This is a genomic window from Metapseudomonas resinovorans, assembly GCF_002003485.1.
GTDB classification, from domain to species: domain Bacteria; phylum Pseudomonadota; class Gammaproteobacteria; order Pseudomonadales; family Pseudomonadaceae; genus Metapseudomonas; species Metapseudomonas resinovorans_D.
In genome coordinates this window covers 1-12,781 of the sequence record NZ_BDMA01000061.1, presented here as the reverse complement: position 1 = coordinate 12,781, position 12,781 = coordinate 1, and the positions used below count along the sequence as shown (strand labels likewise).

11 protein-coding genes are annotated in these 12,781 nt (G+C 65.4%); 5 read left to right on the top strand and 6 right to left on the bottom strand.

Annotated features, from left to right (window positions below):
* Positions 1–174 precede the first annotated feature (174 nt).
* The gene (locus tag MnOB_RS17285) at positions 175–1,077 is read left to right on the top strand and encodes an EamA family transporter (RefSeq protein WP_077525460.1); all 903 of its coding nucleotides are present in this window, start codon (positions 175–177) and stop codon (positions 1,075–1,077) included.
* On the opposite strand, the gene cueR is transcribed toward MnOB_RS17285, so the two are convergent.
* The 3 genes from cueR to MnOB_RS17270 all read right to left on the bottom strand — a co-directional run bounded on the left by cueR (position 1,043) and on the right by MnOB_RS17270 (position 4,420).
* A complete protein-coding gene (cueR, locus tag MnOB_RS17280; protein WP_077525459.1) occupies positions 1,043–1,444 on the bottom strand; it encodes a Cu(I)-responsive transcriptional regulator in 402 nt (133 codons plus the stop codon). The two genes, MnOB_RS17285 and cueR, sit on opposite strands and share 35 nt — an antisense overlap.
* A gap of 158 nt (positions 1,445–1,602) precedes the next feature.
* On the bottom strand, positions 1,603–3,987 hold the full coding sequence (locus tag MnOB_RS17275) for a heavy metal translocating P-type ATPase (protein WP_077525458.1): 2,385 nt from the start codon (positions 3,985–3,987) through the stop codon (positions 1,603–1,605).
* A 61-nt stretch (positions 3,988–4,048) separates the two neighbouring features.
* Positions 4,049–4,420, bottom strand: a complete 372-nt coding sequence (locus tag MnOB_RS17270; RefSeq protein ID WP_077525457.1) for a hypothetical protein — start codon at positions 4,418–4,420, stop codon at positions 4,049–4,051.
* A 109-nt stretch (positions 4,421–4,529) separates the two neighbouring features.
* Between MnOB_RS17270 and MnOB_RS17265 the strand changes: the two genes are divergently transcribed.
* On the top strand, positions 4,530–4,727 hold the full coding sequence (locus tag MnOB_RS17265) for a heavy-metal-associated domain-containing protein (RefSeq protein WP_077525456.1): 198 nt from the start codon (positions 4,530–4,532) through the stop codon (positions 4,725–4,727).
* 120 nt (positions 4,728–4,847) lie between these two features.
* On the opposite strand, the gene MnOB_RS17260 is transcribed toward MnOB_RS17265, so the two are convergent.
* A complete protein-coding gene (locus tag MnOB_RS17260; RefSeq protein ID WP_077525455.1) occupies positions 4,848–5,468 on the bottom strand; it encodes a TetR family transcriptional regulator in 621 nt (206 codons plus the stop codon).
* A gap of 145 nt (positions 5,469–5,613) precedes the next feature.
* On the opposite strand from MnOB_RS17260, the gene MnOB_RS17255 reads away from it, so the two are divergent.
* The 3 genes from MnOB_RS17255 (at position 5,614) to MnOB_RS17245 (ending at position 11,254) form a co-directional block, all read left to right on the top strand.
* Positions 5,614–6,789 carry an efflux RND transporter periplasmic adaptor subunit gene (locus MnOB_RS17255; protein WP_077525454.1) on the top strand — a complete coding sequence of 392 codons (1,176 nt, stop codon included), beginning with the start codon at positions 5,614–5,616 and terminating at the stop codon, positions 6,787–6,789.
* A 13-nt stretch (positions 6,790–6,802) separates the two neighbouring features.
* On the top strand, positions 6,803–9,943 hold the full coding sequence (locus tag MnOB_RS17250) for an efflux RND transporter permease subunit (RefSeq protein WP_077525453.1): 3,141 nt from the start codon (positions 6,803–6,805) through the stop codon (positions 9,941–9,943).
* Between the two features lie 120 nt (positions 9,944–10,063).
* A complete protein-coding gene (locus tag MnOB_RS17245) occupies positions 10,064–11,254 on the top strand; it encodes a Bcr/CflA family multidrug efflux MFS transporter (protein ID WP_077525452.1) in 1,191 nt (396 codons plus the stop codon).
* Here the strand turns inward: MnOB_RS17245 and MnOB_RS17240 are convergent.
* Together MnOB_RS17240 and MnOB_RS17235 are read right to left on the bottom strand one after the other, a co-directional pair.
* Positions 11,251–11,430 carry a hypothetical protein gene (locus MnOB_RS17240; protein WP_077525461.1) on the bottom strand — a complete coding sequence of 60 codons (180 nt, stop codon included), beginning with the start codon at positions 11,428–11,430 and terminating at the stop codon, positions 11,251–11,253. The genes MnOB_RS17245 and MnOB_RS17240 overlap by 4 nt on opposite strands.
* Positions 11,431–11,527: 97 nt before the next feature.
* On the bottom strand, positions 11,528–12,541 hold the full coding sequence (locus MnOB_RS17235; protein ID WP_077525451.1) for a PAS domain-containing protein: 1,014 nt from the start codon (positions 12,539–12,541) through the stop codon (positions 11,528–11,530).
* Positions 12,542–12,781 lie beyond the last annotated feature (240 nt).

Below are 12,781 nucleotides of genomic sequence, written 5' to 3'. Positions count from 1 at the left end.
CTGAGCGCGAAGCGATCAGGCTGGGGCGCAGAGCGGGGGCCGGGGGTGAGGGTGGATGGGACCGCACGGTGTCGGGCTACCCCACACAGCCCACCACAATTTCCCCGCCCATCTGTATCCATACATTTCCGCGCCCGGCTGCTAGCGTGTACCTGAACTTCCGGAATTCTCGCCATGCCGCTTCCACACATACTCCTGGCCCTGTTGGTCACCCTGATCTGGGGCGTCAATTTCGTGGTGATCAAGGTCGGTCTGGAAGACTTCCCACCGCTGCTGTTCTGCGCATTGCGCTTCGCTCTGGCGGCGCTGCCGCTGCTGTTCCTGCGCGGGCCGATGCCCGCTCCGTTTTGGCGCATCGTGCAGATCGGCCTGCTGCTGGGTGTGATCAAGTTCGGGCTGCTGTTCGTCGGCATGCACCTCGGCATGCCCGCTGGCTTGTCGTCGCTTGTGCTGCAGAGCCAGGTGTTCTTCACCATCCTGATCGCGGCGCTGTTTCTGGGCGAACGCCCCAGCCGCCGAGGCCTTTTCGGTCTCCTGCTGGCGGCTTCCGGGCTGGTGCTGATCGGCCTGGGCCGGCCGCTGGGGGACAGCCTGTTGGCGTTCATGCTGGTGATTGCCGCGGCGCTGGCCTGGGCCTTCGCCAACATCGCCACCAAGCGCAGCGGCGCGAAGGACATGCTGCGGTTGATCTGCTGGGTCAGCCTGATCCCGCCGTTGCCCCTGCTGGTGCTCTCGTATGTATTCGAAGGGCCCGAAGCCATCGCCACCGCCTTGAGCCATCCCAGCTGGGGTGGCATCGGGGCGCTGGTCTACATCGCCTTCCTCGCCACCACCGTGGGCTTTGGTCTGTGGAGCTTCCTGCTGCAGCGCTATCCGGCCAGTCTGGTGACGCCCTTCGCCCTGGCAGTGCCGGTGTCCGGGCTGCTCTCCGGCTGGTTGCTGCTGGGCGAGCAGCTTAGCGCCGCTGGTTGGGCGGCATGTGTGCTGGTGTTCTTCGGCCTGGCGATCACGGTGCTGCCCAAGGGGTTTGTGGGACGCACCTTCAGTGGCAGCAGCCGCCTGACTCCAGATCCTTGAGGATCGGGCAGTCCGGGCGGTGGTCGCCCTGGCAATGGTCCACCAGTTCCTGAAGGGTGTCGCGCAGACCAGCGAGCTCGGCGATCTTGCGGTTCAACGCGTCGATGTGGTCGCGGGCCAGTTCCTTCACGTCGGCGCTGGCGCGTTGGCGGTCCTGCCAGAGCTCCAGCAGCCGACCCACTTCCTCCAGTGAGAACCCCAGGTCCCGCGAGCGCTTGATGAACGCCAGGGTGTGCAGGTCCTGGCTGCTGTACTGGCGGTAACCACTGTCGCTACGCCCGGCTTCGGGCAGCAGGCCGATGCCTTCGTAGTAGCGGATCATCTTCGGGGTCAGCCCGCTCTTCTTTGCGGCTTGGCCGATATTCATATGTCGCTCCTCACTCTTCCGGCTTCCAGCTCGTAGGGTGGGCTTCAGCCCACCGGGGAGTCCGTTCGTGGGCTGAAGCCCACCCTACAAAACTTCACCGTAGGAGCGAGCTTGCTCGCGAAGCTTCGCCAGCAAGCTGGCTCCTACGGGAACTGCTGTCATTCATTCGGCTTCCAGGTTTTCAGCAGCAGGGCGTTGCTCACCACGCTGACGCTGGACAGCGCCATGGCCGCGCCCGCCACTACCGGGCTGAGCAGGCCGGCGGCGGCCAGGGGGATGCCGATCAGGTTGTAGATGAAAGCCCAGAACAGGTTCTGGCGGATCTTCGCATAGGTCCGCCGGGAGATATCCAGGGCCGCCGGAACCAGGCGCGGGTCACCGCGCATCAGGGTGATGCCGGCGGCATGCATGGCCACGTCCGTACCGCCGCCCATGGCGATGCCGACGTCGGCAGCGGCCAGGGCAGGGGCGTCGTTGATGCCGTCGCCGACCATCGCCACAACCGCTCCCTCGGCCTTGAGCGCCGCCACCGTGGCGGCCTTGTCCGCCGGCAGCACCTCGGCGTGTACCGAGCCGATGCCCAGGGCCTCGGCCACCACTCGCGCACTGCCGCGGTTGTCGCCGGTGATCAGGTGGCTGTGGATATCCCGCTCGCGCAGGGCTGTCACAGCCTGCGCCGCGCCCTCCTTGAGCGTGTCACCGAAAGCGAAAAGTCCGAGGACACGTGGCTCGGGGTTCAGCTCCAGCAACCACGACAGGGTGCGACCTTCTGCTTCCCATGCCTTGGCCTGGCTGGCCAGGTCGCCTGCCGGGAGTCGTTGTTCGTCCAGCAGGCGGCGGTTACCCAGGGCCAGCAGGCGCCCGTTCACCCGGCCTTCGATGCCACGGCCGGCCAGCGCGCGGCTGTCGTCCACGGCTGGAGCCTCCAGGCCGCGTTCGGCGCAGGTGTCCAGTACCGCCTTGGCCAGCGGATGTTCGCTGCCGCGTTGCAGCGCGCCGGCCAGTTGCAGCAGTTCGTTCTCGTCGCGATTCGCCGCCACCAGGTGAGCGATGCGCGGGCTACCTGAGGTGAGGGTGCCGGTCTTGTCGAAGGCCACGGCCTTCACCGCATGGGCGACTTCCAGCGCTTCGGCGTCCTTGATCAGGATGCCGTGGCGTGCCGCCACGCCGGTGCCGGCCATGATCGCGGTGGGTGTGGCGAGCCCGAGGGCGCAGGGGCAGGCGATCACCAGCACGGCAACGGCATTGATCAGCGCGGTTTCGATGCCGGCACCGGCCAGCAACCAGCCGGCAAGGGTGGCCAGGGCGATCAGCAGCACTGCCGGGACGAATACCTGGCTGACGCGGTCCACCAGTTTCTGGATCGGCGCCTTGGCCGCCTGGGCGTCTTCCACCAGGCGGATGATCCGTGCCAGCACCGTCTCGCCGCCGAGCGCCGTGGTACGTACCAGCAGGCGCCCTTCGCCATTGATGGCGCCTGCGGTGACGCGGTCACCGGGCTGTTTGGGCACGGGCAGGCTTTCGCCGCTGATCAGGGCTTCGTCGGCGTGGCTCTGGCCCTCGCTGACTTCACCATCGGCGGGGAAGCGCTCGCCGGGTTTCACCACCAGCAGGTCACCCAGTTGCAAGGCGGCGATGGCGACCTCCTCCTCGACGCCATCGCTCAAACGGGTAGCGCGTTCCGGACGCAGGGCTTCCAGGGCGCGGATAGCTGCGCTGGTCTGGCGCTTGGCGCGGCTTTCCAGGTATTTGCCCAGCAGGACCAGGGCGATGACCACAGCCGAGGCTTCGAAATAGAGGTGCGGCGTATGACCGGGATGCGCGGTCCACCACTGGTAGAGGCTGAGGCCGTAGCCGGCGCTGGTGCCGATGGCCACCAGCAGGTCCATGTTGCCGGCGCCGGCTTTCACCGCCTTCCAGGCTGCGCGGTAGAAGCGAGCACCGAGGATGAACTGCACGGGCGTCGCCAGGGCGAACTGCACCCAGGCCGGCAGCATCCAGTGCAGGCCGAACCATTCCAGCAACATCGGTACTACTAGCGGCAGGGCGAGGGCGAGGGCCAGCAACACGGCCCAGCGTTCGCGGCGCAGACGGGCTTCGGCGTCGTCCACCGGCGGCCGGTCTTCGTCCACCAGGCTGGCGGTGTAGCCAGCAGCTTCCACGGCCTGGATCAGGCGGGTGTTGTCGGGCTGTCCGAAGACTTCCAGGTGGGCGCGTTCACTGGCGAGGTTCACGGTCACATCGGCCACGCCCGGCACCTTGCGCAGGGCGCGTTCCACGCGACCGACGCAGCTGGCGCAGGTCATGCCGCCGATGGCCAGCTCCAGACGTTGAGCGGGCACCTGGTAGCCGGCAGCTTCCACGGCTGCCACCAGGGCCGGCAGGCTGTCGCCCGAAGCCTGGACGCGAGCCTGCTCGGTGGCCAGGTTGACGCTGGCGGCCTGCACGCCCGGCACCTTGGCCAGGGCGCGCTCCACCCGGCCGGCGCAGCTGGCGCAGGTCATCCCGGCGATGGGCAGGTCGAATGCAGTTGGGTTGGTCATGGATCGATCCTCCTTGGCATGGGCCTAGGATCAACCTTGACACAAGGGAAAGGTCAAGCGGTCATTGCACGGCGGAAGTCGGCACCAGGTAGAGACCTTCGGTGCTCTGCGCCAGGCGGAATTTGCGTACCTCGCCGGCCGACAGGGTAATGGTCTGCTGGCGCAGCTGCTCGATGCCCGGCTTGCAGCGTCCGGGACCGAGCAGGCTCAGTCGGATCGACAAGGGCCCAGGCGGCAGGTTGAAGGAGACTATCTGGCCCTGCACCAGCCGCGCGGCCAACTGGTCTTCCAGGTAGAGGCCGACGTCGCAGGCCGTGGCGAGTTCCAGGCGCTCCCGGGAGACGATCAGCACGCCATAGTCGACCGGAGGCTGGGCCTGGGCCAGCAGCGGTGCCGCCAGAATGGCGAGCAGGGCAGGGCGGAAGCCGTACATGGCGGAAGTCTCCTGCAGGACGTTCAACCCAGTGTAGGACCAGCCCTTGACCTTGCCACGGTGGAAAGGATGAGACTGGCGACAGGTTCCATTCACAAGGAGAACGACCATGCAGGTATTCAAGGTTCAAGGCATGTCTTGCGGGCATTGCGTCCGCGCCATCACCCAGGCCGTGCAGGCCCGCGACCAGGCCGCGGAAGTGCAGGTGGACCTGGCGGCCGGTGAAGTGCGGGTCGCCAGCCGGCTGGCGGAAGATCAGGTCCTGGAAGCGATTCGCGAAGAGGGCTATCAGGCGGAGGCAGCCTGAGACTTTCCTTCTCCTCCGGGGTGACATGTAGGGTGCGCCATGCGCACCGACTCCGGTGGAAGATCGCTGCCGCGCTGCATCGACCTCCCGGTGCGCGCGGCGCACCCTACCTGATCGGTTTCAGTCCCAGTCTTTCACCAGTCCCCGGAACAGCGCATCCACCATCGGCTCGGCATCAATCAGTGGGTCGAACAAGGCGGGGTCGCGTGTCCAGTCACTGAACAGTCCGATCACCAGTCCATGTACGGCTCGGGACGCTTGCAGCGGCGTGATGCCTGGGCGCAGGCGCTCGCGGCAGGCGGGGCGGGCGAACAAGGCTTCGCAAAGCTGGATGAACTGGTCGACGAAGGCGTAATGGCGTTCCTCGGCCTCGCGCAGTTCTTCGGTGAATTCGCAGCGATGCAGCAGGATGTTGAAGATGCGCTTGCGCTGCTCGTCCCGCGCCAAGTTGACGATGGCCTCCAGGCACAGATCGCGCAGTGACAGCATCGGGTCCTGGCCATTGCAGCCGCACAGCCGTTCGGTCATCTGCTCCTGGGGCAAGCGCACCTGGGACAGCATCTCGTGGAACAGATGGGCCTTGTTCTGGAAATGCCAGTAGACTGCCCCACGGGTCACCCCGGCGGCGCGCGCGATCTGTTCCAGTGATGTGTGCGCCACGCCGTTCTCCAGGAACAGGTGTTCGGCGGCGTCGAGGATCGCGCCTCGGGTTTTCTCTGCTTCTTCTTTCGTTCTGCGCATAGCAGTTGGGCCAATAGTGACTAGGCTTCTTGTTTGGGGAGCGGAGTGTACCGATTTTGCCGGGACATGACCGTTACAGACACAAATGAATGTATAGCTTAACGCCTGCTTCATTTGCCGCATCGGCACCGTATGGAGACACCTTATGCCGTTTACCCGCAGCCTTCCCTTCAGCCTTGCACTTCTCGCCGCAAGTGCCAGTTTCGCCGGCCTTGCCGGTGCCGCTGATGCACCCGGCGGCGCCCCCCCTGCGCCTGAAGTGGTAGTGGAAACCGCCAAGGCCGCGCCGCTGCCGCTGGTTCTCGAATATGCCGGGCGTACAGCGGGCTTCCGCGAAGTGGAGGTGCGGGCGCAGGTCAGCGGCATCCTTCAGCAGCGTACTTATACGGAAGGTAGCCGCGTGAAGCAGGGCCAGATCCTGTTCCGTATCGACCCGCGCACCTACGAGGCGGCGCTGGCTCGGGCCAAGGGTGCGCTCGCCCAGGAACAGGCGCGCTACCGGCAGACGGAACGCGACCTGAAGCGTACCCGCGAGCTGCAGAAGAAGGGCTTCGCCAGTGAAAGCGAGCTGGACAATGCGATTTCCAACTTCGAGCAGAGCAAGGCCAACGTCGAGGCCGCCCAGGCCGAGGTGAAGGCCCGTCAGATCGACCTCGACTACACCACGGTGGAAGCGCCCATTTCCGGCATGACCAGCAAGGAAACCCGTTCAGAGGGCAGCCTCATCGTGGCGGGTGATCCGAATGGAAGTCTGCTGACCCAGCTCACCCAGCTCGATCCGATCTACGTCAACTTCGCCTACCCGGATACAGAGGCCGAACGCCTGCGCGAAGGCGTGAAGACCGGCAAGGTCGAGCTGCCGCCGGATGGGTTGCTCAGCGCTGATCTGAGGTTCGGCGATGGTTCCACCTACCCGCTCTCTGGCCGGGTCGATTTCACCGACAGTTTCGTCAACACCGGCACCGGCACCGTCAGTGCCAGGGCCGTGGTGCCCAATCCGGAGCAGAAGCTGCTGCCCGGCATGTTCGTGCGCGTGCTGGTGAAGGGGTTCACCCGACCGCAGGCCATCACCCTGCCGGAACGTGCCCTGGCCCAGGGGCCGCGCGGCACCTTCGTCTACGTGGTGGACAAAGAGGGCATGGCGCGGGTGCGCCAGGTGAAGACCGGCGATACCCGCGATGGCCGCTGGGTGATCGAGTCCGGCGTCACCGATGGCGACCGCGTGATAGTCGAGGGCCTGCCCAAGGTTCGTCCCGACTCGCCGGTGAAGGCCGTGGAGGCCAGCCAGGCCCCGGCCGCACAAGCTGCCAAGCAATCCTGAAGGAGCGCCTAACGTGATCTCGCGCTTCTTCATCGACCGTCCGGTATTCGCCGCGGTCATCTCCATCGTGATCGTGCTCGCGGGCCTTGCCGCCATGCGTGCGCTGCCCATTGCCCAGTACCCGGAAATCCTCCCGCCTCAGGTGTCGGTCACGGCGGTCTATCCAGGTGCCAGTTCCCAGGTGATCGCGGAAACCGTTGCCGCGCCCCTCGAGCAGGAAATCAACGGCGTCGAGGGCATGATCTACCAGCTGTCCAACTCCGACAGCAGCGGTGCCATGAGCCTGACCGTGTATTTCGAAGTGGGCCGCGACCCCGACCAGGCCACCATCGACGTCAACAACAAGGTCCAGGCCGCGCTCGCCAAGCTGCCTGAAGAGGTGCGCCGACAAGGGGTGAAGGTGGAAAAGAAATCCTCCGACATCCTCCAGGTGGTCACCCTCTACTCGCCGGACAACTCCCGTGACCCGATCTTCATCAGCAACTATGCGCTGATCAACGTGATCGACGAACTGAAGCGGATTCCCGGTGTGGGCGACGCCAGCCAGTTCGGCTCCAAGGACTATTCCATGCGCGTCTGGCTGCGGCCGGACAAGCTGGCGCAGTACGACCTCACGCCGACCGACGTGGTCAATGCCATCCGCGAGCAGAACTCTCAGTTCGCCGCCGGCAGCTTCGGCCAGCAACCGTTGAACCAGGCCCAGGACTTCACCTACACGGTGACCACCCAGGGCCGTTTCACCGATCCCAAGGAGTTCGAGGGCGTCATCCTGCGCTCCGACGCCACCGGCGCCAGCCTGCTGCTGAAAGACGTGGCGCGGGTGGAACTGGGGGCCCAGGACTATTCCCTGATGACCTCCCTCAACGGCCAGCAGAACGCCGCGTTCGGTATCTACCTGCAGCCCGGCGCCAACGCCCTGGACACCGCAGACGCGGTGAAGTCGACCATGGAACGGCTGGCCAAGCGCTTCCCTGAGGGCATCGCCTACAAGATCCCGTACGACACCACCAAGTTCGTCCAGGTCTCCATCGAAGAGGTGATCAAGACCTTCTTCGAAGCCCTGCTGTTGGTGGTGCTGGTGGTGTTTATCTTCCTGCAGAACTGGCGCGCTACCCTGATCCCGGTGCTGGCGATTCCCGTTTCCCTGGTGGGCACCTTCGCCGGCATGTACATGCTCGGATTCTCCATCAACCTGCTGACGCTGTTCGGCATGGTGCTGGCGATCGGCATCGTGGTGGACGACGCCATCGTGGTGATCGAAAACGTCGAACGGGTGATGTCGGCCAAGAAGATCGGCCCGCGCGAGGCGGCCATCGAGGCTATGGAAGAGGTGACCGGCCCGATCGTCGCCATTGTGCTGGTGCTCTGTGCGGTGTTCATCCCAGTGGGCTTCCTCGGGGGCCTGGCGGGGCAGATGTACCAGCAGTTCGCGATCACCATTGCGGTATCCGTGGTGATTTCCGGCATCGTCGCGCTGACCCTGTCGCCAGCGCTCTGCGCCCTGATGCTCAAGCCCACCCATGGTGAGCCGGCGGCGCCGTTCCGCTGGTTCAACACCTTCTTCGAGCGCATGACCAATGGCTATGGCGCCGGGGTGCAGTTCTTCCTCAAACGTTCGCTGATCGGCCTTCTGCTGTTTGGCGGCATGATCGCGCTGCTGGTCATCCTCTTCGGGCGGGTGCCTGGCGCGCTGGTGCCGGACGAGGACCAGGGCTATGTGCTCAACGCCTACTTCCTGCCGCCGGCGGCATCGCTGACCCGCACCGAAGAACTCACCAGCACGGTAACCGAGGAGCTGATGAAGCACCCGGCGGTGCAGGACGTGGTCACCTTCGCCGGCTTCGACATCCTTACCTTTGGCACCCGCAGCAACGCCGGGGTGTCCTTTGTGCCGCTGAAGGACTGGAGCGAGCGCACCACACCGGAACTCGATGCGCGCAACCTTACCCACACCTTCATGCAGATGGGCGCCGGGCAGAAGGACGGCATCGTGATGTCGTTCAACCCGCCGCCCATCACCGGCATGAGCACCACCGGCGGTTTCGAGTCCTACATCCAGGACCGCAGCGGCGGCACCGTGCAGCAACTGCAGGCGGTCGTGCAGAAGTTCGTCGCGGCGGCTTCCAAGCGTCCTGAACTGGCGGGGGTGAACACCACCTTCAACGCCAACGTGCCGCAGTACTACATCGACCTCGACCGCACCAAGGCGCGTGCCCTGGGCGTGGCGATCAACGATGTCTTCACCGCCATGCAATCCACCTTCGGCAGTTACTACGTCAACGACTTCACCCTCTACGGGCGTACCTGGCAGGTGAGCCTGCAGTCGGAGCCGGAGTTCCGCCGCAAGCCGGATGACCTCAGCCAGGTCTATGTGCGTTCGGCGTCTGACGATCTGGTGCCGCTGTCATCCTTGGTGCGGGTGGAGCGCATCCTCGGCCCGGACTCCTACGCGCGCTTCAACGTCTACCCGGCCGCCAAGGTGCTGGGCGGACCGGCGCCGGGCTACAGCTCGGGCCAGGCACTGGAGGCGATGCAGGAGGTGGCGAACGAAGTGCTGGGTGAGGACTACAGCCTCGGCTGGATCGGTTCCGCCTACCAGGAACTCGCGTCCCACGGCTCCGGCAGCACCGCGTTCGTCTTCGGCCTGATCATGGTGTTCCTCATCCTCGCCGCCCAGTACGAACGCTGGACCCTGCCGCTGGCGGTCGTCACCGCGGTGCCCTTCGCGGTGTTCGGCGCGATCCTCGCGGTGTGGCTGCGGGGCATCCAGAACGACGTGTACTTCCAGGTCGGCCTGGTGACCCTGATCGGTCTGGGCGCGAAGAACGCCATCCTCATCGTCGAGTTCGCGGTGCTCTGCCGCGAACAGGGCATGGGTCCGGTGCAGGCTGCGCTGGAAGCGGCCAAGCTGCGCTTCCGTCCGATCGTGATGACCTCCCTGGCCTTCATTCTCGGTTGCGTACCGCTGGCCATCAGCTCCGGCGCGGGCTCGGCGAGCCGCCACTCCATCGGCACCGGGGTGATCGGCGGGATGCTTGCGGCGACCATGCTGGCGACCTTCCTCATTCCGATGTTCTTCATGCTGGTGGAGAAGGCTTCGGACTGGTTGGAAAGCAGGAAGACGCCCAAGTCCGAACAGGCTCACGAGGGCTAGGCACCGGCTGTTGAATCTGTGGGAGCGAATTTATTCGCGAATGAATTCGCTCCCACAGACCAGTGAAATCCCCTGTTACTATCTGGCGCCTTGTCCGCAATGGATGGCGCCCGATTTCACATGACCTTCCGCATTCTCCTGCTCCTTGGCGCCCTCAGCGCTTTCGGCCCCATGGCCATCGACTTCTACCTGCCCAGTTTCCCGGCGCTCGCGAAAGCCTTCGCCACCGACGTGGAGCATGTGCAGCTCACGCTGGCGTCCTACTTCATTGGCCTGGCACTCGGCCAACTGATCTATGGTCCGCTGGCGGACCGCTTCGGGCGGCGGCCACCGCTGTTGGTGGGGGTGACCATCTTCATCCTGGCTTCTGTCGCCTGCGCCCTGGCACCCAGCCTGGAGTGGCTGGTGGGCGCGCGCTTCGTCCAGGCTCTGGGCGGCTGCGCGGGGATGGTGGTGTCGCGGGCGGTGGTGCGTGATCTCTGCGATCCCATCGCTTCGGCCAAGGCCTTTTCGCAATTGATGCTGGTGATGGGCCTGGCGCCGATCCTGGCCCCCTTGGGTGGGGGGCTTCTGCTGGAGCTGTTCGGCTGGCAGTCGATCTTCTGGGGGCTGACGCTGTTCAGCACGCTGGTGCTGCTGGGTATCGCCGCCTGGCTGCCGGAGACGCTTTCCAACGTCACGCCACGCGCGCCGCTGAATGGCGCCCTGGGACAGTACCGTCGGCTGTTCGGCGACTGGCAGTTCCTCGCCTATGGCATGAGCGGCGGTTTCGCCATCGCCGGGATGTTCGCCTATATCGCCGGCTCGCCCTTCGTCTTCATCCAGCTCTATGGCGTGCCGCCGGAACACTACGGTTGGCTGTTCGGCTCCAACGCGGCGGGATTCATCCTGGTGGCTCAGATCAATGCCGTGCTGCTCCGTCATCGCGGGCCGTCGTTCTGGATGCGGCGGATGATCTGGGTCTATCTGGTGTGTGCGCTGGCGCTGTTGGCGGTGTCCAGCATGCAGACGCAATCGCTGTGGCCGCTGCTGATACCGCTGTTTGGCTGCATTGCCAGCCTGGGGTGCATCCTGCCCAACGCCTCGGCTTGCGCAATGGCCGGCCAGGGCCAGAACGCGGGTAGCGCCTCGGCGTTGATGGGCAGTCTGCAGTTTGGAGTGGCGGCGGGAGCCGCCGCCCTGGTGGGGTGGCTGCACGACGGCAGCGCCATGCCCCTGGCCCTGGTCATCAGCTTGTGCGGCTGCGCGGCAGTTGCCTGTTCGCTGCTGACCTGGCGTCTCGACCGAAACGGCCAGGCGCCCCTGGGCTAACTCGCGATCCGTCGTGACCAGTCCGGCAGGACATGGGGCGCCTTCAGGCGCTCCTCGAGGACGCTGACGAATCGGCGTGCTTCGGCCTCGCTACGAAAGCTCACCGCATGCTGGTCAAGGCAGACTTGCCAGCCGGAACCCTGCTGGGTGGCGGTCGGACGGACAAGAATTTTCACCTCGGTCATCTCCCAATCAAGTGGCGGGGAAGCTGAGTGTAGACCCGGCGAGATGACAGAAAATGACCTGTATCAAGCAGCCGACTGGTGGTCGGTACTAGCCCTGTTCGCCGCTGCTTGATTGGTGCTCCGGGGCGCGCTGGGCAAGGCTTTCCAGCAATTCCTGGTAACGATTCTCGCTCTGCCGCAGAGCGTCCCGCGCCGACTTCAGGGCGCTGAAATCGATGTCGACGCAGTAGAGCTCCAACTGGTTGTGCAGGTTGCGCAGCATCAGGTGGCTGGAGAACACCGTCACCGGGCTACCATCGCTGCGTTGCAGGGTCAGCTCACTGGCGGGCAGGGCGGGGCCGCCGATCATCCAGTTGCTGATATCGGCGACCAGCTGCTCGCGCATGGCAGGCGGAATGATGAGGTCCTCCAGATGGCGCCCCATGGCCTGTTCCACCGTGTAGCCATAGAGCTGTTCACTGGCGCGGTTCCAGTAGATCACCCGGCGCTGACGGTCGTAGCCCTGCACCGCGATGCGTGGCGTCTGCTCGAACAATTGCCGGAAGCGCAGTTCGCTGGCGCGTAAGGCCTCCTCGTCGCGCTTCTGGGTGCTGATGTCCTGTAGCGTGCCGAATGAGCGGCCATCAGGCTGGGCCTCACCGCGCAGGGCCAGCCACACCGTCTGCCGCTCGCTGGGGAGGTTCAGCCGTGCATTCACCGCAAGGGCAGCGCCTTGCTGGAACAGCGCTTCTAGGCTGCGTTGCACATTGCCGCGGTCGGCCGGGTGGAAGCGGTTCAGCAGGTCTTCGAGGCTGTCTTCGCCGCCGCAGCCGAGAATGCGCTGGGCGCCGAGGCTCCAGGCGAAACGATGATCGAACTCCCAGTTGCCCAGGGTGGCGTCACGCTGCGCCTGCTCCAGCTGCAGGCTAGTGCGCCTCAGCCCCTGGCGCAGGTGCTCGCGGCCCAGGCGGTGGCGGCGTTCGAGGAAGAAGATCAGCAGGGCGCTGAACAGGATCAGTACGAAGGCGCTGAGCGGCCCCGCGCCAAGGATCAGGAGCCAGGCGCCGGCGCATAACAGGTAAAGGCCTGCGCGAATGGCGGGCCGGGCGACTGTGGGATGCATCCTGGACCCCGGCGGAGCTGAAGCGATGCGGCGTGGCCGGCCGCTGGCGAGACGAGAAAAAGCATAGTCCCTTTGCACTCGCGTACCGGACCGTTCGCCAGCGCATCCGCTCGCTGGTCAGAGCCGACTCATCCGATCGCTGTGCCGCTCTTCGCGAATGAATTCGCTTGTATGGCCTAGGGTGAAACCTGTCGGGGGCGGAGGGACCGAATTTGCTTCTGCTAGCCAGACTGTGGGAGA